This is a genomic window from Maritalea mobilis (assembly GCF_019800885.1).
Lineage (GTDB): Bacteria > Pseudomonadota > Alphaproteobacteria > Rhodobacterales > Rhodobacteraceae > Roseibacterium > Roseibacterium beibuensis.
In genome coordinates this window covers 1,292,070-1,318,834 of record NZ_JAHVKE010000001.1, presented here as the reverse complement: position 1 = coordinate 1,318,834, position 26,765 = coordinate 1,292,070, and the positions used below count along the sequence as shown (strand labels likewise).

Genomic DNA, 26,765 nt, shown 5'->3' with positions numbered 1-26,765 from the left:
GATGGTTCCGTGAGGGGGGGGGATGTAACCGGGTGGTGGTGCTTATGGGGGGCAGGCGCGTCGCCTGCCCCGTGGCGACCGATCAGGCCGCTTGGGCTGCTTCCAGTTTGGAGATCAGCATTTTCAGATGCTTGGTCGCGGGCGTCACGATGCCCACGAAATACGCCTCGCGCAGGCGGCGCTGCGCGGCGCCACGGCTGACATAGCCGCGCGCGCCCATGTGAAGCTGCGCCCAATGGGCGGCCTCCATGGCCAGTTCGCCGCCCTTCAGGCGGGCCTTTAGCACGCGCAGGTAGAAGGCGTCGGACAGGTCATAGGGGGTTTTGCACATCTCCAGCACGTCGGCGACCAGCGCATTGTACTCGGCCTCGATATCGGCGGGCTGCTTGTCGAGATACTGGTTGATATGCCCCAGCGGGCCTTCGACCTGCTTCATCAGGTCGATGCAATTCTTGATGATCCCCGCAGCCATGCCGCATTGCAGCAGGGTGAAGCCGGGGCGGATGCGCTGGATGAATTCGCCCGCCGGGTCGCCGAGGATGAATTCATCGGGCACGAACACGTCGCGGCATTGGACGTTGACCGTGGCGGTGCCGCCCATGGCGACGAAATCGTGGTCCAGCTTGATCTTGATGCCGTCCCAGGCCGCGTGGAAAATCGCCATCACGCGCTTGGGCTCGTCAGCCCCTTCGACCTCGACATGGAACATCGAGCCGAAATAGCCGTCCTCCAGCAGGTTCGAGACCCAAGGCAGCATGCCCTTGACCTTGTAGCCGCCTGCGACGCGCTCACCCTGCAGGCGCATCTTCTCGATCTCGCCCATGGCCTTCATCGGGTTCGACATGCCGGTTCCGCCAAGCGAGTCGCCGGCCACGATCTTTGGCAGGATCTCGGATTTCAGATAGCCGTTGTCCGAGGAGGCGATGTACCAGGCCAGCGTGTCCTGGCACCACACGCAGAAGCCGGTGGACAGGCATTCCTCGGAGGCGCGCGCCATGGCCATGACGGCAGAGCTCAGGTCGACATCGCCGTCAATCCCGCCGAGGTGGGTACCATACGCACCGGCCTTGCCATACGCGCGCATGATGTCTTCGGCATAGACCCGTTCCTCGTCGATCGTGCGGGCCATCGCGGCCAGGTCTTCCCGAGAGATGCGGTCGATTTCGTCAAAGTCATAGGCGGTGAGCGCCGTTGCAACATTCATCTCGATACTCCTTGTCGAGGGTGATGCCGGGGCCGTGGCGCGCGCGCGTGTACGCCACGGCCCCGAGCGGTCAGGCTCAGACGCGTTCGGCGATCATGTTCACCGGGCGCGAGAAGGTGTTGAACACGGGCGACCACTGGGTCACGTGGGTGATCAGGGCGTCGATCTCGTCCTGCGGGCAGTCCGCTTCCATATCGACCTTGATGCGCACATCGGTGAAGCCGACCGGCTTTTCCGACGTGTCGCCGGTGCCCCAGACGGCGGTGATGTTCAGATCGCCCTCCAGTTCCAGTTCCAGCTTCTTCACGGCGATGCCGCGCGCGACGGCGTTGGCGTGAAGGCCGACGGCGATGCAGCTGCCCAGTGCGGCCAGCGACGCCTCGGACGGGTTCGGCGCGGTGTCATCACCCAGAAGCGCGGGCGGCTCGTCCACGATGTAGGGTTCGAGGTCGCGGATGTAGTTGGCGTGACGGAAGCGGCCTTCTGCGACGGTCTTGCACTTGAGCGTCTTGATCGCCTGGGGGTTTTCCTTGCCCTTCGCGATCAGGGCGTTCAGGCCGTCCTTGTCGATAGGGTCGAGGCCTTCGGGAACGAGGCAGCCGGTGAGTGCAGTTGCAGGTTCAGACATTGGATTTCCTCCGTTTCGTCTCTGGGTCGTAAGGGGTTCGTTGCGGGTGCGCGCCGGGGCTCAGTGCCCGTCGGAGCGCACCCAGTTGAATTTGCGGATGAGTTGCCCGGCCATCGCGTCGAGGCCGAAGCCGATGATCCCGATCACCACCACCGTGGCGGCAAGGCGGGCATAGTCGAGCGTGTCGCGCGCATCGTTGATCGCATAACCAAGCCCGCTTGTGACGCCGAGGTATTCGGCGGGCACCAGCACCACCCAGGCCACACCCAGCGCAAGGCGGATGCCGGTCAGGATATCCACTGCGATCGCGGGCAGGATGACCACGAAGAGCGTGTGGAACGGGTTGGCCCCGAGGTTGCGCGCCACCTTCAGCCAGGCCGGGTCGATGCGGCGGACGCCAGCAGCCGTCGAGAACAGGATCGGCCAGACGGCGGCCATGATGATCAGGAACACGATGGCCCCATCCCACGTGTCGAAGGCCAGCACCGCGATGGGCATCCAGCTCAGCGGCGAGATCATGCGCAGGAACTGGAACGGGACGTTCGAGATCTCGTTCACGCGCGGGGCGCGGCCGATCAGGATGCCCACCGGCACGCCGATGGCCACCGCGTAGATCAGCCCCAGCCCCACCCGTTCCAGCGACGGAACCGACATCTCGATCACCTCGCCGGACTGGATCATCTGCCAGAGCCGGGTCAGCGTCGGCTCGGGCGCGAAGTTCGAGAAAGCGAAGAGTCGCGGGTTGTCCGCCACCGCCCAGCCGCCCAGCCACCACAACCCCATCAGGATCGCGAGGCCGAGCATCGCGTTCAGCAGGCTGCGCGACTTTGGAAGTCGCGGCAGCCCAACGCGGGCCGGGGAGGGGGATTGCGTCACGTCGGTCACAGCGACAGAACCTCTTCGCGCTCGAACGGATTGCCGGGATTGACCGACGGATCTTCGAGCCACTCGGGGAACTGCTCCACCGCGTTGCGCACGAAGCGGCGGTCGACGAGGTCTTCGGAGACGAAGGCCGGGTCGAGATCGGCAAGGAAGGCCGCATCGCCCGACACCACCGTGTCGCGCAGGTAGGACACGGTCAGCGCGTCGGCGCTGGGATAGGGCCAGGGCTGGAAATCGATCCGGCCATTGCCCCAATCGGCATGGGTCAGTGCGCCGCTCTCGGCATATTCCGCGCTGTCGTAATGGGTCATGGCGCGCAGCACGACCTCGGCCGGTGCGGGCAGGTAGCCCCGTCCGTCGCGACTGATCATCTGCGCGACCTCTTCCTTGTTGTTCGAGGCGTAGATCGCGCCGCGCACCACGGCGTTGGTGACGGCCTGCACCCATTCGGGCCGGGCGTTGATCGCCTCTTCATGGGTGGCGACGACGCAGCAGGGGTGGTTTTTCCAGATGTCGCCGGTGAAGCGCAGCATGCGCGCGCCGGCCATCACCTCGCCAAGGGCGTTGAAGGGCTCGGCCACGATGTAGGCGTCGATCGAGCGGGCGGCCAACGCCGGCGGCATGTCGGGGGGCGGCATCACCAGCAGGTTACATTCATTGTCGGCGAGGGGCGCGGTCTGATCCTGGATCACCGGCGTGATCCCGGATTGGCGCAGCGCGTATTGCAGCACGATGTTGTGCATGGAGTACCAGAACGGCACCGCCACCTGCTTGCCGCCAAGGCCCGCGAAATCCGTGACATCGGTATGGGCCCCGACCACCACGCCCGAGCCGTTGGTGTGGGCCCAGGACAGAACCTTGACCGGGATGTTGTTGTTGTAGCGCATCCAGATCGGGATCGGGTTCAGGAAGTGGACGAGGTTGAAGCGGTTTGCCACGAAGCTTTCGATCAGCGGCGCCCAGCCCCGGATCAGGGTCGGATCCTCGGCTTCGAGACCTTCATCGGCGAAGTAGCCATTGGCATGGGCCACCAGAAGCGCGGTCGCGTCGGTGATCGGCAGGTAGCCGATGCGGACAACCTCGTCCTCTTGCGCGTAGGACATCTGCGGCAAGCTGGCCAGCAGGCCCGACAGGCCCGCGAAAACACCGCCTTTGGCGAACAGGCTGAGTGCACCGCGGCGGGTGTAATCGTCTGCGTAGGCTGTGCGCGCCCATTCCAGTTCGGCGCGGCGGAGATCGGTTTCGTTCATCTCGGGTATCCTTGGCAGGGGGGTGGAGGGGGAAGGGTGGTCAGGCAGTCATTCGGCGAAAGGCGCTAGTCGGGCATCTCCGCGATCTCGGCGACGCGGGAATACAGGCCCATCAGGCGCGTATGTTCGGCCGCGAAGGCATCGGAGCCGCCGTTGCGTTCGTCGTCCGAAAGGTCGATCTTGGTATCTTCGGCAATCCGGCCCGGGTTGGATTTCAGGACAAGGACGCGGTCGGCCATCCGAACCGCCTCGCCGACGTCATGGGTCACGATGACCAGCGTCAGGCCGAGATCCTTGGCGATCTTGCGCACGTCCTGTTGCAGCGACCGGCGGGTGAACGCGTCGAGCGCCGAGAAGGGTTCATCAAGCAGCAGCATCTCGGGGCTGGGCGCCAGCGACCGGGCCAGGGCCACGCGCTGTTGCTGCCCGCCCGAAAGTTCCTGTGCATTGCGGTCTGCGAAACTCCCCAGGTCGACGAGGGACAGGACCTCGGGCACGCGGGTTGCGATCTCGTTGCTGCGGCGGCCGAAGCGGAGGCCGAGCGCGGCGTTCTGCGCCACCGTCATCCAGGGATAAAGCGACGGCGCCTGGAACATCATCACCCATTTGGGCGACGGCTCCCGCACCGGGTTGCCGTTGATGACGACCTCGCCCTCGGACGGTTTGGTCAGACCCGCAAGCATATGGAGCAGGGTGGATTTGCCACAGCCGGAGCGGCCGAGCAGGGCGACGACCTCGCCATGGCCAATCTCGAAATCGACGGTTTCGAGCACGCGGCCATCCGACTTGCGGTAAGTGTGGCTCAGCGACTTGACGGCGACATGCGCCCCGAGGACCGGAGTGCTGCGCGGTTTGACGGGGGGCTGCTGGGCCGCGGCAAAGTCTTTGGCGTTTGTCACGTTCATCTCTTCTTGCTCTCCGGCTCGGGGCTCCGGGGCGGGGTGACCCGCGCACCGAACATACCGTTCTGTCTAATTCGGAGGGGCGAATGGCCGACCGTCAATGCCGCGTCGCAGAATCGCCGTGGGATTCTTTCGCCGTCACTTTTTTGGGCAAAATTTTTGTTAGACTGCGTGTCCGCTTTGCGTTTCAGGCAGAAAATGGCGGTCGCGCCCTGCCGTGCGGCCGATTTTCATATTGTCGGACACGACGGTGACGTCGGATGTGCGCCGGAATCCCCACAGCGCAGGTGTTAGACGGATCTGTCTTGTTTTTTCGGCCCGGGTATGCGGTAGATGGCGCGCGATCCCGACACGTATCGGGTCAGCCGGCCGCGAATCGCATGACGCGACTTACCCGGTCACGGAAGGAAAGGTGCAAGATGAAAGACGGTGTTCAGGACATCTGTGTCCGCGACGGATCGGGCTGGAGCTTTGCCGCCCTGCCGCCAAACAATGCGCGCGACAAGATCATGAGCGCCGCCTCCTTCTTGTTCTGCAATCATGGCTTCGCCGCGACCGGGATCGATTCCATCCTGAATCGGGCGGGCACCGCGAAGGCCACGCTCTACCACCATTTCAGTTCCAAAGAGGAATTGATCGCCGCCGTCCTGGAGGCCGAGGGCGAAACCTGGCGCAACTGGTTCTTCGGACGACTGGCGGAGGTGGAGGGCCCCGCCCAGGACCGCATCCTTGCCGTGTTCGACGTTCTGGAGGAATGGTTCGCTGATCCGGGCTTCTATGGCTGCCCGTTCATCAACGCCGTGGCCGAGTTCGATACCGGCAACGAGGCCGTGCGCCGGGCCGCGGACTTGCACAAGGAGCACCTGATCACGTGGCTCAGGGCCCAGGCGATCGAGATGAAGGTGGCGGATGTGCCGGAAATGGCGCGCAGTATTGCTGTCCTGATCGACGGGGCGATCGTCGCGGCGCAGCATTCCCGCGATCCCAGTTTCGCCCGCACGGCGCGGCGTTTGGCCGAATGCCACCTTGCGTCGATCAAGGTGGATGCCCCGGCGCGGGCCACGGGCGGCAGGGCGACGTGAGACGCTCGGACGTTCTTTAGCTTAGTCTCGGGAGAAATCGGCTGGATCTGCGTCCTGAGCCGTCAACCCGCCGATATGCACCCGGCGAGCGGTTTGCTTTCCAAGGCTCGCCGATCAATGCCGAAAGCGTGTAATCGGATCTGCTTCCCGGACCGAACGATGCAATCATCCGGTCCGGGCGTAAATGTGTCGTGCTCAAGGGCGGTCTTCCCGAAGTCCGCTTTAGGCGCTCTTGCCTAGTCCCGGCTTGGCGGGCGCGACCGTCCCCCTCACCGCCGCGATATCAGCGCGAAATCGTCGGCCAGTTCAGCATCCGCGACAGCGGTTTGTCCCCGCCCGGGATCACCGATTTGTGGCGCGGCTTGTCGGACAGAAGGGGGGTGGGCCAGAACGATTCCGACATGAAGCGGTGATCTGTCATGACGGATTTCTTGCGCGGCTTGTCCGAGACAAGGGGCATCGGCCAGATGCCCTGCGACATGAACTTGCCGCCTTTCATCACGGCATTTTCCGGCGGCTTCCGCTTGCTGATGAGCTTGAGGCCCCAACCCGGTGTCACCAACCCGTTGCGCTTGCTGTCCACGCTCTTGCGGGAGGTGAAGAACAGCGGGTGATCCTTCAGGATCTTCGGGGCGGATTGGGCGGGCGCATCCTTGACGAAGTTTTCCTCGTCCACCTTGCCCATGTCCACGGTGTCTTCGGCAGCCAGAAGATCGCGTGCGATGGTGGTGGCGGTCAGCGGCTTGTAGCTGGCGCGCACGATGAACACCGCCGCGTCGCCTTCGAGCTGCTTCATGTAGGCGCTGGCCGTCTTGTCCTTGACGCCTGCCTTGCTCATGGTTTCGGCGGGTTCCTTGGTCGCCGCCGTGACCACGATGACCTCATCACGGGGGAACCCCATGGTTCTCATGCGTTCTGCCAGCGCAAGCGCCGGTGCCTTGGAGGCGAATAGCCGTGTAATTACCGTTGTCATGGGACCTCCATCTGGGTGCTTTGTTGCTCGGAAGCAACCGTTTTGGCGCGCGTCTTGCGCTGCCGGATAACCATTGGAACCGCTACCATGATCGCCGCTGCCAGGAATGCGATTTCGACCATGAATACGAAATTATAGGGCGTGTAGGCTTCGAGCCCATCGAGGGGGCGCAGCTCGACCAGAATATCGCGCACGATGCCTGCAAGCGCGGCGCCGATGCCGGCGCAGGTGGCCTGAACAGCGCCCCATGCGCCGAGCGACAGGCCGATCTGGTCTGCCGAGGCCGCGCGCATCGTGGCGGTCAGGGTCGCATGGCCAAAGAGCCCGGCCCCGATCCCGGTGGCCAGCGTACCGGCGAGGAACAGGGGCGTGCCCATGATCGTGGGCGACAGGATGAAGGCGATGAAGCCAGGGATGCCGATCAGCGCCCCGATCGAGCCCAGTTGGGCCGGACGCCCGCCGGTGGCCAGCGCCTTGGAGGCATAGCCGAAGCCCAGAAGCGTGCCTGCGGCAAGCAGCGCCGTCAGCCGCGTTGTTTCGGCGACGGAAAAGCCGAGCGCCTGCGCGCCGTAGGGTTCGAGAAGCACATCCGCCATGCCGAAGCCGAAGGTGCCAAGGCCGATCACGACCAGCAAGCGTATCATGTCGGGGCGGGCGACCAGCAGGCGCCAGGCCTCTCGGAAGGTGGGCGGCATCGACCCGGCCAGCCTTTGGGCCCGGGCGCGGTCGCGCGCCTCCTGCTGCCAGATCGCGGTCAGGTTCAGGGCAACGGTCACGACGGCCGTGCCCTGGATTACCTGGATCAGTCGACCGGGCGTGTAATTCGTAAGCAGCGCGCCGTAGACTAGGGCGCTGAGCACCATGCCGATCAACAGCATGACATACATCAGGCCGACGACCTTGGGATGGTCCTCTTCCCTGACAAGATCGGTCGCCAAGGCAAGGCCTGCCGTCTGAACGGTATGGGCGCCCGCCCCGACCAGAAGGAAGGACAGCGCGGCCGATGACAGGCCAATCCAGCGCGGTGCATCCACGGCCTCGGCGTAGCCGGACAGCACCAGCAGCGCAAAGGGCATGCAGGCGAAACCGCCGAACTGGTACAGCGTCCCCTTCCAGATGAAGGGAACGCGACGCCACCCGAGGGCGGAGACATGGGTATCGGACTTGAACCCGATCAGGGTTCTGAACGGGGCGAAGACAAGGGGCAGGGCGAGCATGCCGGCGACCAATGTCGCGGGCACCCCAAGCTCCACGATCATCACCCGGTTCAGCGTGCCCACCAGTAGAACCAGCGCCATGCCGACCGTGACCTGGAACAGCGACAAGCGCAGAAGTTGCCGGAGAGGGACGTCCTCGGTCGCCACATCGGCGAAAGGAAGATACCGCGGCGTGATGCGCGACAGCTTTGTCAGGGCATATTGGCGGTAGTTGAACGGCATCACCTTGCGTCTCGGCGGGGGGCCACGACCGCCGACAAGGCGGTGCGTGGCGATAATCCGGAGGAATTTCCTGTGGCCCCGATATCGATGGGGCCACAGGCTTGCAGAAGCGTTATTCCACCAGCGGCGCTGTGACGCTTGCCGATGCAAGAACGTCGTCGGGCAACGTGCCTTGATCGAGCGCAGCGGCATACGACGCCGTTTCAGCCTCGGGTGCGACCAGTGCTGCTTCGGCCGTTACGGCTGCTGCACCGCTGCCCAGCGGCTGGCCGGTCAGGTAGTCGTTGTACCACGTGGTGTGGCTCAGAACGGCGACGTGGACGGCGAAAGAGCCCACCGCAACCGCGCCGAGGAACACCGGAATGCCCACGGTCGGCTTAACCACCAACCAGAGTTTTGCATTGTTCATGACGTATCCTCCTTACCCGAGCCACGGCGTGGCAACTGCGGCCAGCAGGTGCGCCAGCAGAGCGATGGCCCCGAAAACACGGGTGCCGTCGATGAGGTAGCTATGCACCTCCTCGGCCTCGCTCAGCGTCAGGCCTGTCGGCCATACTTTGTCTGGATCATCTGACATTCTGATCTCCTCTTCCGTTCAGATGTTCAGAAACAAGCGACGACCCCGGACGACGTGTCGGCGATCAATCTCTCATTTCCCCGGCGGAAACAGGTCTACGCCCCGCCGACTTGATTATGTCCAGTTGAGTTTACACTTTCAACTGTAAACGTGAGAGGACAGTTGATGGCCTGGCTGGGCGGCGGCATGAAAGTACGAAGAATATTTCTATAATTTTCATGGGCTTGAGATCTGGCCTTGCGTGAATGTTGGGCGGTGGGTGCGCACATGTTTCCACATGTCGCACATCCCAACAGGTGCGTTGGGCCAAGGTTTTCAGAGGCTGGACTTGAAAATATCGCGGGTCGCCGGCCCTGATCCGAGTCATTTGGGGGCCGTTTCACACGTCGGATTCTCGGGCTGACCTGCTGAGTCGTTTCTCGAAGGCAGGAGGTTAGGGCGCGCATTCACTTGAGGTTCCCCTGGTGCCAGACTGCATGGGCCGTCAGAGCGACACCATGGGCGCAACAATCAAAAGCAGTGGCGCGAAAAGGGACTCGCGAACGAAGCGCCGAGTTTCTCGGATGATTCCGGTCAGCGGACTCCCGGTTGTGGCGTTGATGGCGAAAAGCGGGATGGCATCGACGGCGTAATCGGTTCGACGATGCAGTTGACCACCGCCACTTCGGACGGCTCGGGCGCGTCTCCCGTTGTTGAGCCAGACAATGCAGAATAGACAGATGTTGGGGTTGGAATGGTTGTGGATAACCTTGGGTTAGATCTTGAAAATGAAATTATTTTGCGATTCAGAACCGGAATGGGCGCAATAATTGTTCGAAAAAGTCGATGACTATCCTGTCAATCCGGTCATGATCGGGGCGGAACATTTCGCGAATGATCCGTGACAGGACAAAACCGACCTCACCATGGGCATCTATCATGATGAACGCGGACAAACCCCATTCTGCATGCCGTATGGCCTTGCGCGGGCCGGATAGCAGGAATTGCGCGTCCCACCACGGCCACCCTGGCGGCTGGCATGTTGTGCCGCCAATCCCGCACCTGCCTTTTGGCCATACCGATCAGGTCGCGAGGGTCGCTGACAACACGAGCCAGCCGGTGGTTTCGGCGATGTATTGGACTGCCCCAAGGACATCGCCCGTTTGCCCCCCGATGCGGCTTTGCGCAAGGCGGGCGATCACCAACGACACAAGGCTCATGGCGGCCAGGACGACAGCGGCGGGCAGTCCGATGACCAACCCAAGGGCAACGACGAACAGGGCGGCCGGCACCCAGGAAAGATTGGCACTGTCCGCGGCGGCATGGCCAAGGCCGTCGGCTCTCGCAGCCGGCATGAAAAGCAGGACCCCGAGCATGGCGAGGCGAGAGAGGACCGAGACGAAGATCGCGGCGGCCAAGGTCAGGCTGGGCCCGAGGTCGGCCACACCCGCCATGCCGATGCCCACCGCGAAGATCAGGGCCAGCACGCCGTAACTGCCGATGCGGCTGTCGCGCATGATCTCGAGCCGCCGCTCGCGATCCCAACCGCCGCCGATCCCGTCCGCGAAATCGGCAAGGCCGTCATGGTGCAAGCCGCCGGTCAGCAGGACCAGCCCGCCGAGCGCGAGAAAGGCTGCGCCAAGCGGGCTGACTCCCAAGGCAAGCGCCAGGTGCAGAATTGCCCAAAGGCCCCCACCGGCGATTACCCCGACGAAGGGAAAGGCCCACCGCGCTTCCGCGAGCGTGGTGGCCGAGTCTTGCATCCGCCCCACAGGCAGGCGCGTCAGCAGCACAACTGCCAAGCGCATCTCGGCCCACCTGCGGCGCAGAATATTGGTCATCCTATGCCAGCCTCGGCGAAGGTGGCCATGCCATTGTGGCACGCGAGGGCCCCGCGCAGGATACCAAGGGCCAGCGCCGCGCCGGTGCCTTCCCCCAAGGCCATGCCGAGGTGCAGGATCGGCTGCTTTTCCATCGCGCCACACAGGCGGGCGTGGCCGGGTTCGGCACTCTGGTGCCCGATCAGGCAGTGATCGAGGAAGGCCGGGTTTGCACCGTGGAGGGGGGCGACGGCTGCCGTGCAGATATATCCGTCCAGCAGCACCGGGATCCGCGCCAGACGTGCAGCCACCACCGCACCACAAATCGCGGCCTGCTCGCGGCCTCCGAGGGCGGCGAGGATCTCCAGCGGGGACAGGTGGCGATGTCGTTCGACACCGCGCGCCACCACGTCGGCCTTGCGCGCACGTCCGTCTTCATCGCTGCCCGTGCCACGTCCGACCCAATCCTGGGCCGTGCCGCCGCAGATGGCATGGGCCAAGGCCGCCGAGACGGTCGAATTGCCGATGCCCATTTCGCCGAGGATCACGACGCTTGCCGTGCTGTCGACGGCCTGCGCCCCTTTCAGAAAGGCGTCGAGGCACTCGGCCCCGGTCATCGCGGAGCCGGTCGTGAAATCAGCGGTCGGGTGGTCTAGGTCGAGGGGGACGACGGTCATGTCAGCGCCAGCCGTCCGGGCCAATTGGTTGATCGCCGCGCCGCCTGCCTCGAAATTCGCGACCATCAGGGCGGTGACCGCCTGCGGGAAAGGGTTTACGCCTTGCGCGCAGACGCCGTGATTGCCAGCAAACACCAGGGCCTGTGCGCGGTCGATCGTGGGACGGTCAGTGCCCTGCCATCCGGCCATGAAGGCGGCAAGATCTTCGAGGCGCCCGAGGGACCCCGGTGGCTTGGTCAGGGCGTTCTGACGCGCGCGCGCGCCCTCGATCGCGCCGGCATCCGGGGCGGGCAGGTCCAGAGCGAGGATATCGTCGAGCTTTGATAGATCGGTAAGCGAGGTCATCGAACGTTTACTTTCAGGAGAGGATCTTCGAGGCAAAACCCAAGGCCAACGGCGCATTTGACGCTTTGCATGACGGAAATGGAGGCCGGTGCGAGAACAGGCATTTCGGGTGAGATCTGCCACCCTCGGCCCGAATATTCCGGTTCAGCTTTCGAGGCATGGCTCAGGCGCAGCGCCGTGCGCTGGGCGAACCCACGTTTCCCCGCACGGACCCCGGTAATCTGGTTCAACCTTTCCATCGATCGCGGGAAGATCAAATTTGGCCGCTTTTGTGAAGAGAGGAATGCCGCCCGGATGTCGCAGCCCGGCCCGGCACAGCCTCGGGCGCTGGCGTTGGTCGTCTGCCATGCGCTGGCCCCCGCCGTCGGGCATTTCGCCCTCGGCATTGGGCGCTTTCATCCAGTGCGATCACGCCCTTTCGACCTTTGCTCGGCAAAATCAGTCTTACGCAAAGGCGGAAGCTATGTTTTACAGCCCCGCGGGTTGAACGTTACCTGTCAAACGACTTGAAAGCTGAATAAGGTCAAAGCATGAGCCACGCGGGGCATCTCCTCTTTATCATTGCGTTGCTGCCTTTCATTGGTGCGCTTGTCCCGGGGTTGATGATCCGCGCCGGTCGCACGGCATCCGCCTTTTTCACGGCGGCACCGACCGCCCTGGCGCTTGTCATGCTGATGATCCTTGCCCCGGCCGTGTTGCGTGGCGAGGTGATCCAGGCCGAGATCGAGTGGTTGCCGCAACTGGGCCTCTCGGCGTCGTTCTTCCTCGATGGGCTGGGCCTGCTCTTTGCCGGGATGATCCTCGGGATGGGCTTGCTGATCACGCTTTATGCGCGGTTCTACCTGTCGAGCGCCGACCCGATGGGGCAGTTCTACACCTACCTGCTGCTGTTCCAGGGCGCGATGCTTGGCATCGTGATTTCGGACAACATCCTGCTTCTGCTTATTTTCTGGGAGCTGACCTCGCTCTCGTCCTTCCTGTTGATCGGCTATTGGAAGCACTTGCCCGAAGGCCGCCAGGGCGCGCGCATGGCGCTGGCCGTGACCGGCGCTGGGGGGCTGGCGATGATCGGGGGCATGCTGCTCCTCGGCGATATCGCGGGCAGCTACAACCTGACCGACATCCTGCAGGCGGGCGAGGCGATCCGGGCCTCCGAGTGGTATTTGCCCGCGCTGATCCTGATCCTGCTGGGGGCCTTCACAAAGTCGGCGCAGTTCCCGTTCCATTTCTGGCTGCCGCACGCGATGGCCGCGCCGACGCCCGTTTCGGCCTACCTGCATTCGGCCACGATGGTGAAGGCGGGCGTTTTCCTGATGGCGCGGATGTGGCCGGTCTTGGCGGGCACAGATGCGTGGTTCTACATCGTCGCGACCACTGGTCTTGTCACGATGGTGCTGGGCGCGCTGATCGCGCTCTTCAAGGATGACCTGAAGGCGCTGCTGGCCTTTTCGACGGTCAGCCACCTTGGCCTTTTGACCATGCTGCTTGGGTTCGGAACCGAAGCGGCCGCCGTCGCGGCCGTGTTCCACATCATCAACCACCTGACCTTCAAGGCCGCGCTCTTCATGACTGCGGGGATCGTCGATCACGAAACGCATACCCGCGACATCAAGCGGCTGGGGGGGCTGCGCCACCTGATGCCGGTCACCTTTCTGATCGGGACGGTAGCGGCGCTGTCGATGGCGGGGATCCCGCTGTTCAACGGGTTCCTGTCGAAAGAGATGATGCTGGAAGAGGCCTCGCACACCGACTGGTTCGGCAGCCATTACGCCGTGCCGGTTCTGGCGACGCTGGGGGCGCTGCTATCGGTGGCCTATTCCTTCCGCTTCGTGGCCCATGTTTTCCTCGGGCCGCAGCGCGACGACTATCCGCACACGCCGCATGATCCGCCCTTCGGCATGTGGGCCGCGCCCGCGCTTCTGGCGACGCTCGTGATCGCGATCGGGGTCGCGCCGTTCCTTGCTGAGGGTATCGTGACCGCGGCGGCCAATGCCGTGACCGGGGCCGACCTGCACCCGCATCTGAAAATCTGGCATGGCGTCACGCCCGCGCTCTGGATGTCGGTAATCGCGGTGGCGGGCGGCGCGCTGTTGCTGATGCTGCATCGCCCGTTGGACAAGGGATGGATCGCCGCGCCGCGCCCCGAGGCTAAGGCGATCTTCGACCGCCTCGTCGCTGGTATCGTGGCTCTCTCGCGCGGGATCACCGACAGCACGCATAATGGCGCGATCAGCCGATACCTTGCCATTTTCACGGTGACCGCGGTCGCGCTTGGCTACATCGCCTATGCCGGCAGCGGCCTGTCCGCCCCGACGCGCGACATGCTGCCCGTGCCACCGGTGATCGCAGTGGGCTGGATCATGCTGATCGTGTCCACCATTTCGGTCGTCGGCATGCATCACCACCGCTTCCGCGCGCTGGTCTTGATCGGGATCATCGGCCTGTCGATCTCGGCCGGGTTCGTGTACCTCTCGGCGCCCGACCTCGCGCTGACGCAGATCTCGGTCGAGACGGTCACGATCATGCTGTTGCTGCTGGCGCTGCATTTCCTGCCGAAACTCACGCCCAAGGAAAGCTCCACCGGATTGAAAATGCGCGACGGGCTGATCGGCCTGGCGGCGGGTGGTGGTGTCGGCGCGCTGGCCTATGCCTTCCTGATGCGCGATATCGACACGATCTCGGGCTTCCATGTCGCGAACAGCTACGAGGGTGGGGGCGGCACCAACGTGGTGAACGTGATCCTCGTCGATTTCCGGGGCTATGACACCTATGGCGAGATCATCGTGCTGGGGATCGCGGGCCTGTTGATCTACGCCCTGATGCACGCGCTGCTGGATGGTCCGTCGGCGCGGCGGCTGAAGAACACCGATTACTCGGAGGATCGCTCGCGCGACCGGCACCCGCTAATGATGGTGGTCGTGACCCGCGTGCTGATGCCCATCGCGATGGTCGTGGGCCTTTATATCTTCCTGCGCGGGCATAACCAGCCGGGCGGCGGCTTCGTTGCCGGCCTCGTCGTCGCCATTGCGCTGTTGATGCAATACATGGCCTCGGGCTTTGCCTGGACGCAGGAGCGCAAGCGGATCGAGTATCACACGCTGATCGGGTTGGGCGTGGTGATTGCAGGGCTGACGGGGGCAGGGGCGTGGCTTGCCGGGCAGCCCTTCCTGACCAGCGCCTTCACCTATATCCACCTGCCGCCCATCGAAGAGTTCGAGCTGGCCACGGCCATGCTGTTCGACCTGGGCGTGTTCCTGACCGTTCTGGGCGCGGTGATGCTGATGCTCTACAGCCTCAGCCGCATCGCGCGCTTTGCCGGTCAGACGGTGAACGAGGGTCCGATGGATTACGACCCGGGTGAGGCGGCAAAAGACCGCGACACGGAGGACTGAGATGGAGTTGATCGTTGCAAGCACGGTCGGCGTGCTGACCGCGGGGGGCGTCTACCTGATGCTGCGCCTGCGCACATTCCCGGTGATCCTCGGACTCGCGCTGCTGTCCTATGCCGTGAACGTGTTCATCTTCGCCAGCGGACGGTTGTCGATCGACCAGTCGCCGATCCTGTCGCCCTATGGCGAGGCAAGCTACACCGACCCGCTGCCGCAAGCTCTGGTTCTGACCGCGATCGTGATCTCCTTCGGGATGACGGCGGTCCTGGTGATGATCGGGCTGGGCGCGTTCTTCGAGTCCGAGACCGACCGCATCGATATCGACACCGCCGATGACGCGGCCGCCCCCGAGAAGGACACCCAAGCATGATGCACTGGATCATCCTGCCCGTGGTTCTGCCGGCGATGCTGGCGCCGCTGATCGGTTTCGTGATGCGCCACGACATCACGCTGGCGCGCGCCGCCTCGGTTGCGGGCACGGCCTTGCTGGCCGCTATAGCGGTCGGGCTGGTCATGCTGGCCGCCGATGGGCAGACGCATATCTACCGGCTTGGCGACTGGCCCGCGCCTTTCGGCATCGTGCTGGTGCTCGACCGCCTGTCGGCGCTGATGGTGCTGTTGACCTCAATCCTGGCGTTGATCGCCTTGATCCATGCCATCGCGACCGGCTGGGATGCGCGGGGGCGGCATTTCCATGCGCTGTTCCAGTTCCAGCTCATGGGTATCTGCGGGGCTTTCCTGACGGGCGACGTCTTCAACCTTTTCGTGTTCTTCGAGGTTCTTCTGATCGCCTCTTACGGGTTGATGATCCATTCCGGCGGGCGCGAGCGGATGCGCGCGGGCCTGCAATACGTGGTGATGAACCTCGCCGGATCGACGCTGTTCCTTTTCGCATTGGGAACGCTTTACGCGTCCACGGGCACGCTGAACATCGCCGACCTTGCCGTGCGCGTGGCCGAGATCCCGGCGGAAGAGGCGGCGCTGGTGCGGGTCGCCGCAACGCTGTTGATGATCGTATTTGCGGTGAAAGCGGCGCTGTTCCCGGTGCAGTTCTGGCTGCCCGCGACTTACGCCAACGCGCCGGCACCGGTGGCCGCACTGTTCGCGATCATGACCAAGGTCGGCGCCTACGCCATCCTGCGGGTGCACACGATTTCCTTCGGTCCGGGCATTCCCGGCACGGATGGTCTGGTCGCGTCGCTGCTGTTCCCGGCGGCGATCGTGACCATCGCGGTCGGGGCCTTCGGTGTTCTGGGCGCGCGCCGCTTGATGGGGTTGATCGCCTTCTCGGTGGTGGGGTCGATGGGCACGCTTCTGGTGGCGGTGGCGGCATTCTCGCCCGTGGCGACGACGGCGGCGCTCTACTACATGATCCACTCGACCTTCGCCGCGGCCTGCCTGTTCCTCGTGGCCGATCTGATCGTGACGCAACGCAACAGCGACAGCCTGCAACCGGTCCCGGCGACGGTGCAGAACGGCCTTTTCGCGGCGCTGTTCTTTGCCGCCGCCATCGCCATGGCGGGGATGCCGCCCCTCAGCGGTTTCCTGGGCAAGCTTCTGGTGCTGGACGCGTTGCGCGCCCCGGGCGAGATGCCCTGGGCATGGTCGGCGATCCTGATCGGGTCGCTGCTGACCATCGTGGGCTTCGCCCGCGCCGGGAGTGCGCTGTTCTGGAAATCGACGGCCATCCCTGTGCTGACGCCCGAACCCACCGATGAGGAAGAGGGGGCGCCCGTTCGCCAGGCGCGGGCGGGCGCGTTGCAGGTCGCCCCGACCATGTTGGCGCTGGCGGCCCTCGCTGGTCTTGCGATCTTTGCCGGGCCGGTGGCGGCTTATCTGGAGGACACGTCGGGGCAACTTTTCGACCGCGACGGCTATGTCTCCGCCGTTCTCGACCCCGTTCCCGGTGAGGAGGACTGATCGATGCTGCGCCGTCTCGTTCCCCACCCGCTGCTCAGCCTGACGCTGGTTCTGGTCTGGCTGGGCCTGGTCAACACCTTCACGCTGGGCAACCTGATCCTCGGCCTTGGGTTCGGCCTGGTGATCCCGATGGTGACCGCGCCTTATTGGCCGAACCGGCCGAAGCTGGGCCATCCGCTGAAGGTGCTGGAATACTTCCTGATCGTCCTGTGGGACATCATCGTCGCGAATGTGCAGGTGGCCATGATCATCCTGTTCAAGCGCGAGCCGAGCATCCGGTCGCACTGGATCCCGATCCCGCTGGAACTGACCTCGGCCGAGGCGATCACGGTTCTGGCCGGCACCATCACCATGACGCCGGGCACGGTGTCCGCGACGCTGTCGGCCGACGGGCGCAGCATCCTCGTGCATTGCCTGCATACCGACGATCCCGAAAGCGTCCGTGACGACATCAAGTCCCGCTACGAACGCCGCCTGAAGGAGATCTTCCAATGATCGAATACGCCCTCTACTTCACGGCCAGTTGCTACGGGATCGCGCTCCTGCTGGACCTGTGGCGCATCGGGGTCGGGCCGGACCCGGCCGACCGCATCCTCGCGCTGGACACGATGGTAATCAATGTCATCGCGCTGTTGGTGCTGTATGGCGTGTGGCGCGGTACGGCGATCTATTTCGAAGCGGCCATGCTGGTCGCGATGGTGGGGTTCGTCTCGACCGTCGCCTATTGCCGCTTCGTCCTTCGCGGCGACATCATCGAGTGAGGCAGACATGAGTTTCGCAGCTGAACTGCTCATCTCGATCTTTCTCGTCATCAGCGGGGTCTTCGGCTTTGTCGGGTCGTTCGGCCTTGTGAAGCTGAAGAACTCGCTGCAACGGTTGCATGCACCGACCAAGGCAACGACGCTCGGCGTCGGTGGCGTTCTGGTCGCCTCGATGATCTATTTCTACGTCGAGAAGGGGCACCTCTCGGTGCATGAACTGCTGATCACGCTGTTCCTGTTCCTGACCGCGCCGATCACCGCGAATTTCATCGCCAAGACCTACATGGCGCGCAACCTCCGCAAGCAGGATCTGCCGGAGAGTCAGAGCGATTACGGCTGGTCGATCTATGACGACCCGCCGGAAAGTGTGCAGCTACCGGAAAACGGGACCGAGCCGGTTGTGCTCGATCCCGCCAAGGACGGTGGCGCTCAGTCGTAGCGCAGTTCCGTCGCCTTGCCGCGGAAGATCGTGTAGGCGAGGATCGAGTAGCCGAGGATGGTCGGAATGACGAAGACCGCCCCGATGAGGATGATCAGCAGGCTTTCGGGGGCTGCAGCGGCCTCATAGATCGTCAGCTGTTCCGGCACGACATAGGGATAGAAGCTGTAGGCCATGCCGATATAGGCCAAGGCGAACAGGCCGGTCGAGACGGCGAAGGGCAGCCAGGATCGACGATCCTCGGCGAAGGGCATGGCCCGCAGCATCCGCCACAGCCAAACGATCGCCAACCCCGACAGGATGGGCAGCGGGGAAAGGTAGAAGACCTGCGGCGCGGCCAGCCACTTGTCAAAGATGCGGGTGCTGACCAGCGGTGTGGCCAGCGACACGGCCCCGATCCCGAGGATCACGCCCCAGAGGCTCTCACGGCCCCAGCGCACGGACTTCCATTGCAGTGCGCCTTCGGTCTTGTGGACTAGCCAGGTCGCACCGATGAAGCTGTAGCCAACGGCAAGGAAAACCGCCGTCAGCGTGGCGAAGGCGTAGGTGGCGAGCGTCTGCTCCAGCCCCATGATGTAGAGCCCCAGCATGAATCCTTGCGCCAAGGCGGTCATCAGGCTGCCGGTGAAGAACAGGCGGTTCCACAATTGCTTGTGACGGGCGTGGGCCTTGGCGCGGAACTCGAAGGCCACGCCGCGCAGGATCAACCCCACCAGCATGACGAAGACCGGCAGGTAGAGCGTGGACAGGATCATGCCATGCGCCTGCGGAAAGGCCACCAGCAGCAGGCCAACCGCCAGCACGAGCCATGTCTCGTTGGCATCCCAGAACGGCCCGATCGAGCCGATCATGCGGTCCTGCTCTGCCGGTTCGGCCAGCGGGAACAGGATGCCGACACCAAGGTCGAACCCGTCGAGCACGACATAGATCAGGATGGAGAGCCCCATGAGCGAGGCGAAGGTCCAGGGCAGCCAGTCGGCGGGGTTGGCGAAATCAGGCAGCATCGGCGTCACTCCGCAGGGCTGAGGGCGGCGACCTGCGCCTTGCCCGAATGGCTCATGTCGATGGCGCGGCCGTCATCCCCGCGCGCGGCCTTGCGCGCGAGGTAGGCGATGACACCGATATAGGCCAAAAGCAGGGCGGCGTAGATCGCCAGATAGGTCACCAGCGTACCCAGGACCATCGGCGCAGGCACCTCGGCCACGGCCATCTCGGTCGTCATGACCCCCTGTACCAGCCAAGGCTGGCGGCCGATCTCGGTGGTGTACCACCCGGCCAGCGTGGCAACCCAGCCCGAAAAGGCCATCGGCACCAGCGCGTAGAGGATCGGTTTGGGCAGGCCCTCGACCGCGAACCAGTGACCTGCGATCTGCCCCTCGTGCCGGTCGCGGCGGCGCCACATGAACCAGACCGCGGCCCAACTGAGCAGCAGCATGGCAACGCCCGTGCCGACCATAACGCGGAAGGACCAGAAGACAGGGGCCACCGGCGGGTGCAGGGCGGTTCCGTCCTCGGCCACGAAATCGTTCAGGCCGGTCAACTCGCCGTCCCACTCGTGCGTCAGGATGAAGGAGGCAAGGCCCGGAATCTCGATGGCATGGCGGTTTTCGCGCGCTTCCTCATCCGGGATGCCGAACAGGACCAGCGGCGCGCCTTCCTGAGTTTCCCACAGCCCCTCCATCGCGGCGACTTTGGCGGGTTGATATTCTTTCGTGTTCAGACCGTGCAGGTCGCCCATGAAGATCTGCACCGGGATCAGCAGCGCGCCGATCGCCACGCCGGTCTTGAGCATCGCGCGCACTTCGCGCGACCGGTCGCCGATCAGCCAGCGGAAGGCCGAGACGCCAGCCACGAGGAAGCCCACGGTCAGGAAGCTGGCCAGCATCATGTGCGCGAAGCGATAGGGCATGGACGGGTTGAAGATGATCTCGACCCAGCTGGTGGCGTGCGCCACGCCGTCGATCATCTCGAAACCCTGCGGCGTATGCATCCAGCTGTTCAGCACGATGATCCAGAAGGCCGACATGGTGGTGCCGAAGGCGACGAGAAAGGTGGCCAGCATGTGCAGCCACCCCGGCACCCGCGAAAAGCCGAACAGCATGATGCCGATGAACACCGCTTCGAGGAAGAAGGCCGTCATCACCTCGTAGGCCAGCAGGGGCCCCGCGATATTGCCCACGGTTTCCATGAAGCCCGGCCAGTTGGTGCCGAACTGGAAGGACATGGTGATGCCCGACACGACGCCCATGGCGAAGCTGAGGGCAAAGACCTTCACCCAGAAGCGGTAGGCCGCCATCCACTTGTCGTCCTGCGTCTGGGCAAAGCGCACCCGGAAGAAGAACAGCACCCAGCCAAGGGCGATGGTGATGGTCGGAAACAGGATGTGGAACGAGATATTCGCCGCGAACTGGATGCGGCTGAGGATGAGGGTGTCGAGCGTTTCCATGGTCGTTCGTCCGCTACTTGCGTTTCGCCAGGGCCGGGATGACCCCGCCAGTCTTGTCGATCAGGCCCGCGATCCGGCGGCCCGTCGTCATCAGCTTCACCAGCCGGTCCGTCTCAAGCCGGTCTAACTCGGCGTAGAAGCCGGTCATCATCTCGATCAACTCGCGCAGCTCGGCGATGCGGGCCTCGGCGTAGTCGTCACCAGCGGGGCCTTGCATCTCCAACTCGCGCAGCTTGGTGAGGGTCGGGTCGATCTCGCGCTTCTTGCGCTCGGCGACGAGGGTGCGCACGATCTCCCACAGGTCGTCGGGGGTGGTGAAATAGTCGCGCCGGTCGCCGGGGATGTGCTTGAGCCGGACAAGGTTCCAGCTTTGCAACTCTTTCAGGCCCATCGAGGTGTTCGACCGGCTGATCCCGAGCGCATCGGTGATCGTTTCCGCGTTCAGCGGCTCGGATGAGAGGAACAGCAGGGCATAGATCTGCCCCACGGTGCGGTTGATGCCCCACCGGCTGCCCATCTCTCCGAAATGCAGGATGAACTCCTGCAAGAGAGGCGTTGTTTTCATGCCCAAAATCCTGTTCGCGCAGAGATTTCAGAAATTTCTGAAAAATAGGTAGGCCTGCGCCGGGGCACCTCAACAGCCTGCGACATTATTTTCCGATGAAAGGACCGGTCGCCCTGGTCGCGGGTGTGCGCCTATCGGGTTGGCGCGGGCGCCTGGCGCAGGGCCTCGATTTCCCTGGCGATATCCTCGGCCAGTTGAACGACGTCATCTTGCGGCGCGTCGCGGTGCAACTCGACACGCAGCGCCGTGATGTTGGCCTGATAGCGCCGGGCAAGGCGCGCGGTATCCGCGTCGGGTGGGATTTCGCCCTTGTCTTGCGCCGCCGCGAAGGCCGCGCGGAACTCGGCCCCCATCTGGTCGAGGTAGTCCTGTGTGGCCGCTGCGATCTTCGGATCGGTCGTACGGGTGTCGACCAACGTCTTGGTCAGCATGCAGGCTTGTCGCGCGCGGTCCTGTGGCGTGAGTTCGGCAAAGGACCGCACGTGGGCGGCCAAGGCCTCGATCGGCGAGGCGAAGCGTGCCATCTGAGCACGGAAAAGGCCGCGCGAGGTCTCGAAATAACGCGCGAGCGCCAGCAGGTAGAGGTTTTCCTTGCTGTCAAAAGCGGCGTAGATGCTGCCCGGTTTCATGCTGAGGGCGCCCTCGAGGTCCTTGAGAGAGGTCGCATGATACCCCTTGCGCCAAAACAGGGTCATGGCTGCGTCAAGCGTGGCATCGCGATCGTAGTTTGCCGCGCGCGGCATGGGCGGACTCCTCATCAATCCGGTGATCCCGGTCGCTGGTCTGTTCTCCCATCCTTCGTACTTGCGAACAAGACGGGGCAGGGCGACGCAGGCGCATGCGCCGCCCTTCCATGCTTTATTCTGCTGCTTGGGACGGTGCTTTCTGCCAGGCATATTTCTGGAACACCGCGTCAACCGGCGTGCCCGCGAAATGGTTCACGTAGTTCGACATGACCTTTTGCGCGACCCCCAGCACGATCTCGAGGATGTTGGTTGTCGTGAAGCCGGCGGCCAGAAATGCCTCGACATCGGTGTCTTCGACAAAGCCGCGCTGGCGCACCACCAGCAGGGTAAAGTCGCGCAACGCCTCGAGCTTGCGGGTCGGCAGCGGGGTTTCGTTGCGCAGGGCTTCGGTAATGGCGTCGTCGATCTTCATCATCTTGGCGATGCCGGTGTGGGCAGGCACGCAATAGTGGCAGTTCTGCTCGACGTTCACCGTTTGCCAAACCACGGTTTTCTCTTCGTCGGTCAGGGTGGTGGCAAGAAACTGGCGATGCGCCTCTTGGTAGGCAGCCAGAAGGGGCGGCGCATCCGCCATCGTGCCGTGCAGGCCCGGAATGCGGCCATTGGCCTTGAGCGATGCTTCGAGCAGCGGTTTGCCGGCATCAGGGGCTGTGTCGAGCGTATGGATCGTGAAGTCGACCATTGGGCGGTCCCTTTCCTTGGGCGGTTTCAATGATACGCTAGTGGCGGTTTTTGAGTGATTGCTCAATCCGTGAATTGAGTGATCACTCAAATTTGAGGTGCAACGGCGACGGGCGACGCTTTTGCGCCGCCCGTTCTGATAGCCGTCAAGCTGGGAGGTGGTTATTCCGCCGGCAGCACCTCGCCGCGCGCGGCTGATGGACGTTCGGGCAGAAGGAACGCCACCAAAACGAAAACGGTGCCCAGTACGATCCCGAGGAGATCACCGGAGATGGCCGTCAGGCCGGCATAGTCCGATCCGGGCACCGTGCCGAGCGTGACCTTTCCGCCGAGGATGTTTTCCAGAAGGCCGGAATTGTCCCACATCGGGTAGGTCGCCATGTAGGCCGCTGCGCCCAAGAGGCCGCCAGCCACGAAGAACCACGCGTCCTTGCGGCCCGAGGCGGCTGCGCAGACCCCGGTGCCGGGGCAGTAGCCCGACAACGCCCAGCCGCCGCCCAGCAGAAGCCCGCCGATGAACACGCCGATATAGGCGGCCTTCACCGACATGTGCCCGACATCGATGATGCCGAGCATCTGGCCGCCGAACATCAGGATGGACCCGGTGCCGATCGCCAGAAGGATGGTCTTCATGAGGTGCAGGTTCGTCAGGTTCAACATCTTGCTGATATAATTGGGGTTCGTGGCCCCGATCCGATCCAGCACTGCGCCGAAGGAGGCCCCGATCACGAGGGCGAGGATGATGCTCGTCATGGGTCAGGCCTCCTTGAACAGCATAAGCGCGGTGGGAATGGCGGCGAGGAAGGCGCCCGCGGCGAAGATGTAGCCCGAAACAGCCGTCTGCATCATGCCCGACATCATGTGCCCCGAGGTGCAGCCGCCCGCGAGGCGTGCGCCGTAAAGCACGATGAAGCCGCCGGCAAAGGCCACGGCGTAGCGTTTCAGGGTGCTGTCGCCGAAATTGTCACGCCAGACCTGCGGCATGCTCCGTTCCGAGGCGCCAACGCCGCCGCGCGCCATCGCCGAGGCAAAGGCGCCCGCCATCATCGCCAGCACGAAGACGAAGCTGTAGTTGAACGGGTTCGCGACCGAGGCCGCGTATTTGCCGTTCGATCGCGCGAGGTAGGCGTTGGTCGAGGTGTAGCCGCCTTCCTCCGTTGCGGTGACGACCGAATTGTCGACCGCGTTCCAGAGGATGCCGTCGAGGATGACGAACTGGGTCGAGACCCCGATCGGCTTGACGAGTGCCACGGCGAGGAAGAACACCACGCCGAGCAGTATCCCGCCCGTTTTCCAGTTGAGTGCCATGTTGCCCATCTCCCTTCGTGAAATCTATTGTTGTCGAATACGATTATTGACTGCGCCTCGCATTGATCCCGGTCAATGTCATCGGGGGATGCCCGCGCCTGCATGCTGTGACCGCGCTGCGGGTTTGGGTTCCGGGCAATCCATCCCCGAGGCAGGCAGTCTATTGCCCTATGGCACACCGGCCCCGCCGACGCGGCTTCCTTGACGGAGATCGCGGAGCGCGACATGACTGCCGTTGGAAGACGCGGAGCGCGATGACCTCGTGCCGCCTCGGCGGGTTCGCCTTGAAATCGAGGGGTTGGGCATCAGCTTTGACCAAAACGACGCCACTCATGGGGGATGGGAAATTGCTTGTCGGACGCCCTGTCGCACGTCGCGAGGATGTTGCTCTGCTGCGCGGAGAAGGTCGCTACACCGACGACTTGACGCCGGACAACGCGGCCCATCTCGTTTTCGTCCGCAGCCCGGTGGCCGCGGGCAAGATCGTTGCGCTGGACGCCGAGGGGGCTCGCGAAATGCCGGGGGTGCTGGCCGTCATCGACGCCGACACGCTCGATGTCGCCGGTGTGAAGCCGTTTCCGAGCCCCGCGATTCCGCCGCATCTCTTGGTCGGCGACCTGCACGCACCGACCTTTCCGGCCCTGGCCCGTGACGAGGTGCATCACCTGGGCCAGCCGATCCTCGCCATCGTGGCCGAGACGTTGGCCGAGGCGATGGATGCCGCCGAAATGGTCGAGCTGGAGTTCGAGGATCGCCCTGCGATCACCGACCTGACCAAGGCCAAAACCGGCCCCGCGGTCTGGCCTACGGCTTCGGACAACCGGATCTTTCGCGTCGAACTGGGCGATGCAGCGGCCACACAAGATGCCATGGACAAGGCCGCGCACCGCGTCACGCGCCGCTTGTCGATCAATCGCGTCACCGCCGTGTCGATGGAGCCGCGCGGCGCTATCGGGTCATGGGACGCGGAGACCGGGCGCTACGTCATGACCTCCGGAACGCAGGCCACCCATCGCCTGGCCGAAGCCATGGCCGCCCAGATGGGTGTGCCCGAGGGCGATGTGCGCGTCGTGTCCGAGAATTGCGGCGGCACCTTCGGTATGAAGAACGGTGGCATGCCGGAGTATCCGCCCATCCTTGTGGCGGCGCGGCAACTCGGGCGGCCCGTGCGCTGGATCGAGACCCGCTCCGAGGCGTTCCTTTCGGACCCGCAGGCGAGGGAACAGGTGGCCGAGGCAACCCTCGCGCTGGATGGCGAAGGGCGGTTCCTTGGGCTTTCGGTCGACGTCGTGGCGGGGATCGGGGCCTATGCCAACGCGACATCGCTTTTGTCGAGCTTCAACAACATCGCTTCGGTGACGGGCGTTTATGGCATCCCGGCGATCCGCGTCGCGGTCGAGGGCGTGCATCTCAACACGCAAACGACCGCAGCCTATCGTGGGGCCGGTCGGCCCGAGGCCTCCTTCATCATCGAACGGATGATCGATATCGCCGCGCGCGAGACCGGCATCGACCGGGTCGAGCTGCGCCGGCGCAACATGCTGCAACCCGAGGAACTGCCGCGCAAAACGGCGCTGGGCTATGTCTATGACAGCGGCGATTTTCCGGCGCTGTTCGACCGCGCGCTTCAGGCGGCCGACTGGGCCGGTATCGCGGCGCGCAAGCAAGAGGCGAAGGCACGCGGCAAGCTGCGCGGCGCTGGGCTGGCCTACACGATCGAGATCGCGGGCGGACCTCCGGCAAAACCGATGCCGGAATATGCCTCGGCCACCCTGTCGCCCGAGGGCTGCCGCCTGATGCTGGGGACGGGCGATGCGGGGCAGGGGCATGACACGGCCTTTGCCCAGATCGCGGCGGATGCTTTCGGGCTTGGCCTGGAGAAGGTCTCGCTCTTTTCCGGCGATACTGGCGTGGTGCCGAAGGGGACCGGCAGCTTCGGCTCCCGCAGTCTTGGCGCGGCGGGCAGTGCGCTGGTGCATGTGTGCGAGGATCTCATCGCGCAACTCTCCGTTCACGCTGCCCGGCATCTCGACGCGGAGGCAGAGGCGCTGACCTTCGAGGATGGCACCTTCAAGCTGCCGGGAACGAACCGGGCGATCACGCTGGAGAGTCTCCTGGCCGAGGATGACCTTACAGTTTCAGCCGAGCGCTGGGAGGGCACGAAAGGCCCGAGCTTCCCCAACGGCTGCCACATCGCCGAGGTCGAGATCGACCCGGAGACCGGCGAGATGGAGATTTGCAGCTACACCGCCCTCGAAGACATCGGGAAGGTCATCAACCCGCTCCTGGTCGCAGGCCAGATCCATGGGGGCATCGTGCAGGGCCTTGGCCAAGGCATGATGGAGGCGATCCGCTATGACGAGGACGGCCAGCTTCTGACCGGGTCCTTCATGGATTACGCGATGCCACGCGCCAGCGACCTGCCGTTTTTCAACGCGCAGACGGCCTCGGTCGAGACCGCGTCCAATACGCTGGGCACCAAGGGCGTGGGCGAGGCGGGAACGGTCGGCGCGCTGCCGGTCCTGTCCTCGGCCATCGCGGATGCCTTGGCGCCCCTGGGGGTTGACCATGTCACCCTGCCGGCCACGCCCTCGGCAATCTGGGAGGCGATCCAGGCCGCCCAGGCATGACGCTGGCGCCGTTTCAGCATTGCCCGAGGATTAGACACCAAGCGGCAAACCCGACCCAACAGTCGGCCTTTTCCGGCACAGGTGCCGAATAATCCCGGTGTGTCCGCCGTTTTGGCGCCATG

At 64.2% G+C, this 26,765-nt stretch carries 26 protein-coding genes; 8 read left to right on the top strand and 18 right to left on the bottom strand.

Annotated features, from left to right (window positions below; genetic code table 11):
• Positions 1 to 82: 82 nt before the first annotated feature.
• The 5 genes from KUV65_RS06390 to KUV65_RS06370 form a co-directional block, all read right to left on the bottom strand.
• Positions 83 to 1,204, bottom strand: coding sequence for an acyl-CoA dehydrogenase family protein (locus tag KUV65_RS06390; protein ID WP_222188630.1), 1,122 nt, complete (start codon positions 1,202 to 1,204; stop codon positions 83 to 85).
• 76 nt (positions 1,205 to 1,280) lie between these two features.
• A complete protein-coding gene (locus KUV65_RS06385; RefSeq protein WP_222188629.1) occupies positions 1,281 to 1,832 on the bottom strand; it encodes an OsmC family protein in 552 nt (183 codons plus the stop codon).
• Between the two features lie 60 nt (positions 1,833 to 1,892).
• Positions 1,893 to 2,717 (bottom strand): ABC transporter permease, encoded by an 825-nt coding sequence (locus KUV65_RS06380; protein ID WP_374107056.1) that lies wholly within the window; start codon positions 2,715 to 2,717, stop codon positions 1,893 to 1,895.
• Positions 2,714 to 3,964 (bottom strand): ABC transporter substrate-binding protein, encoded by a 1,251-nt coding sequence (locus KUV65_RS06375; protein ID WP_222188628.1) that lies wholly within the window; start codon positions 3,962 to 3,964, stop codon positions 2,714 to 2,716. The genes KUV65_RS06380 and KUV65_RS06375 overlap by 4 nt, the downstream gene beginning before the upstream one ends.
• A 65-nt stretch (positions 3,965 to 4,029) precedes the next feature.
• Positions 4,030 to 4,863, bottom strand: a complete 834-nt coding sequence (locus KUV65_RS06370) for an ABC transporter ATP-binding protein (RefSeq protein WP_308124542.1) — start codon at positions 4,861 to 4,863, stop codon at positions 4,030 to 4,032.
• 422 nt (positions 4,864 to 5,285) lie between these two features.
• Here KUV65_RS06370 and KUV65_RS06365 point away from each other — a divergent pair, with 422 nt between their 5' ends.
• Complete coding sequence (locus KUV65_RS06365) at positions 5,286 to 5,948, top strand: TetR/AcrR family transcriptional regulator (protein WP_222188626.1); 663 nt, start codon at positions 5,286 to 5,288, stop codon at positions 5,946 to 5,948.
• A 283-nt stretch (positions 5,949 to 6,231) separates the two neighbouring features.
• Here the strand turns inward: KUV65_RS06365 and KUV65_RS06360 are convergent, their stop codons facing one another.
• From KUV65_RS06360 to cobT, 6 genes are all read right to left on the bottom strand, one after another.
• Positions 6,232 to 6,921 (bottom strand): hypothetical protein, encoded by a 690-nt coding sequence (locus KUV65_RS06360; RefSeq protein ID WP_222188625.1) that lies wholly within the window; start codon positions 6,919 to 6,921, stop codon positions 6,232 to 6,234.
• Positions 6,918 to 8,360, bottom strand: coding sequence for a PucC family protein (locus KUV65_RS06355; RefSeq protein ID WP_222188624.1), 1,443 nt, complete (start codon positions 8,358 to 8,360; stop codon positions 6,918 to 6,920). The genes KUV65_RS06360 and KUV65_RS06355 overlap by 4 nt, the downstream gene beginning before the upstream one ends.
• 112 nt (positions 8,361 to 8,472) lie before the next feature.
• Positions 8,473 to 8,769 (bottom strand): light-harvesting protein, encoded by a 297-nt coding sequence (locus KUV65_RS18255; RefSeq protein ID WP_222188623.1) that lies wholly within the window; start codon positions 8,767 to 8,769, stop codon positions 8,473 to 8,475.
• Between the two features lie 12 nt (positions 8,770 to 8,781).
• Positions 8,782 to 8,937: a light-harvesting antenna LH1, beta subunit gene (gene pufB, locus KUV65_RS06345; protein WP_025310706.1), complete on the bottom strand. Its 156-nt coding sequence runs from the start codon at positions 8,935 to 8,937 to the stop codon at positions 8,782 to 8,784.
• A gap of 1,061 nt (positions 8,938 to 9,998) precedes the next feature.
• On the bottom strand, positions 9,999 to 10,757 hold the full coding sequence (gene cobS / locus KUV65_RS06340) for an adenosylcobinamide-GDP ribazoletransferase (protein WP_222188622.1): 759 nt from the start codon (positions 10,755 to 10,757) through the stop codon (positions 9,999 to 10,001).
• The gene (gene cobT, locus KUV65_RS06335) at positions 10,754 to 11,758 is read right to left on the bottom strand and encodes a nicotinate-nucleotide--dimethylbenzimidazole phosphoribosyltransferase (protein WP_222188620.1); all 1,005 of its coding nucleotides are present in this window, start codon (positions 11,756 to 11,758) and stop codon (positions 10,754 to 10,756) included. Before cobT ends, cobS begins: the two co-directional genes overlap by 4 nt.
• Positions 11,759 to 12,288: 530 nt before the next feature.
• Between cobT and KUV65_RS06330 the strand changes: the two genes are divergently transcribed.
• From KUV65_RS06330 to KUV65_RS06305, 6 genes are read left to right on the top strand one after another with little or no spacing between them, the layout of a single operon-like run.
• Positions 12,289 to 15,150 carry a monovalent cation/H+ antiporter subunit A gene (locus tag KUV65_RS06330; protein ID WP_222188618.1) on the top strand — a complete coding sequence of 954 codons (2,862 nt, stop codon included), beginning with the start codon at positions 12,289 to 12,291 and terminating at the stop codon, positions 15,148 to 15,150.
• A 1-nt stretch (position 15,151) separates the two neighbouring features.
• On the top strand, positions 15,152 to 15,517 hold the full coding sequence (locus KUV65_RS06325) for a Na+/H+ antiporter subunit C (RefSeq protein ID WP_222188616.1): 366 nt from the start codon (positions 15,152 to 15,154) through the stop codon (positions 15,515 to 15,517).
• Positions 15,514 to 17,067: a monovalent cation/H+ antiporter subunit D gene (locus KUV65_RS06320; protein ID WP_222188614.1), complete on the top strand. Its 1,554-nt coding sequence runs from the start codon at positions 15,514 to 15,516 to the stop codon at positions 17,065 to 17,067. The genes KUV65_RS06325 and KUV65_RS06320 overlap by 4 nt, the downstream gene beginning before the upstream one ends.
• 3 nt (positions 17,068 to 17,070) lie before the next feature.
• Positions 17,071 to 17,562, top strand: a complete 492-nt coding sequence (locus KUV65_RS06315; RefSeq protein WP_222188611.1) for a Na+/H+ antiporter subunit E — start codon at positions 17,071 to 17,073, stop codon at positions 17,560 to 17,562.
• A complete protein-coding gene (locus tag KUV65_RS06310) occupies positions 17,559 to 17,828 on the top strand; it encodes a K+/H+ antiporter subunit F (RefSeq protein WP_222188609.1) in 270 nt (89 codons plus the stop codon). The genes KUV65_RS06315 and KUV65_RS06310 overlap by 4 nt, the downstream gene beginning before the upstream one ends.
• A gap of 7 nt (positions 17,829 to 17,835) precedes the next feature.
• Positions 17,836 to 18,267 carry a Na+/H+ antiporter subunit G gene (locus tag KUV65_RS06305; protein ID WP_222188607.1) on the top strand — a complete coding sequence of 144 codons (432 nt, stop codon included), beginning with the start codon at positions 17,836 to 17,838 and terminating at the stop codon, positions 18,265 to 18,267.
• Here KUV65_RS06305 and KUV65_RS06300 read toward each other — a convergent pair.
• From KUV65_RS06300 to KUV65_RS06270, 7 genes are all read right to left on the bottom strand, one after another.
• Positions 18,258 to 19,271, bottom strand: coding sequence for a cytochrome d ubiquinol oxidase subunit II (locus KUV65_RS06300; protein WP_222188605.1), 1,014 nt, complete (start codon positions 19,269 to 19,271; stop codon positions 18,258 to 18,260). The two genes, KUV65_RS06305 and KUV65_RS06300, sit on opposite strands and share 10 nt — an antisense overlap.
• 5 nt (positions 19,272 to 19,276) lie before the next feature.
• Positions 19,277 to 20,713 carry a cytochrome ubiquinol oxidase subunit I gene (locus KUV65_RS06295; RefSeq protein WP_222188604.1) on the bottom strand — a complete coding sequence of 479 codons (1,437 nt, stop codon included), beginning with the start codon at positions 20,711 to 20,713 and terminating at the stop codon, positions 19,277 to 19,279.
• A gap of 13 nt (positions 20,714 to 20,726) precedes the next feature.
• On the bottom strand, positions 20,727 to 21,278 hold the full coding sequence (locus tag KUV65_RS06290) for a GbsR/MarR family transcriptional regulator (RefSeq protein ID WP_222188602.1): 552 nt from the start codon (positions 21,276 to 21,278) through the stop codon (positions 20,727 to 20,729).
• Positions 21,279 to 21,409: 131 nt separating this feature from the next.
• On the bottom strand, positions 21,410 to 22,021 hold the full coding sequence (locus KUV65_RS06285) for a TetR/AcrR family transcriptional regulator (protein ID WP_222188600.1): 612 nt from the start codon (positions 22,019 to 22,021) through the stop codon (positions 21,410 to 21,412).
• Between the two features lie 115 nt (positions 22,022 to 22,136).
• A complete protein-coding gene (locus KUV65_RS06280; protein WP_222188598.1) occupies positions 22,137 to 22,706 on the bottom strand; it encodes a carboxymuconolactone decarboxylase family protein in 570 nt (189 codons plus the stop codon).
• A gap of 161 nt (positions 22,707 to 22,867) precedes the next feature.
• Complete coding sequence (locus KUV65_RS06275; protein WP_222188589.1) at positions 22,868 to 23,458, bottom strand: YeeE/YedE thiosulfate transporter family protein; 591 nt, start codon at positions 23,456 to 23,458, stop codon at positions 22,868 to 22,870.
• A 3-nt stretch (positions 23,459 to 23,461) separates the two neighbouring features.
• Positions 23,462 to 24,013 (bottom strand): YeeE/YedE thiosulfate transporter family protein, encoded by a 552-nt coding sequence (locus KUV65_RS06270; protein WP_222188586.1) that lies wholly within the window; start codon positions 24,011 to 24,013, stop codon positions 23,462 to 23,464.
• Positions 24,014 to 24,345: 332 nt separating this feature from the next.
• Here KUV65_RS06270 and KUV65_RS06265 point away from each other — a divergent pair, with 332 nt between their 5' ends.
• A complete protein-coding gene (locus KUV65_RS06265) occupies positions 24,346 to 26,643 on the top strand; it encodes a xanthine dehydrogenase family protein molybdopterin-binding subunit (RefSeq protein ID WP_222188584.1) in 2,298 nt (765 codons plus the stop codon).
• The last annotated feature ends 122 nt before the right edge of the window (positions 26,644 to 26,765 follow it).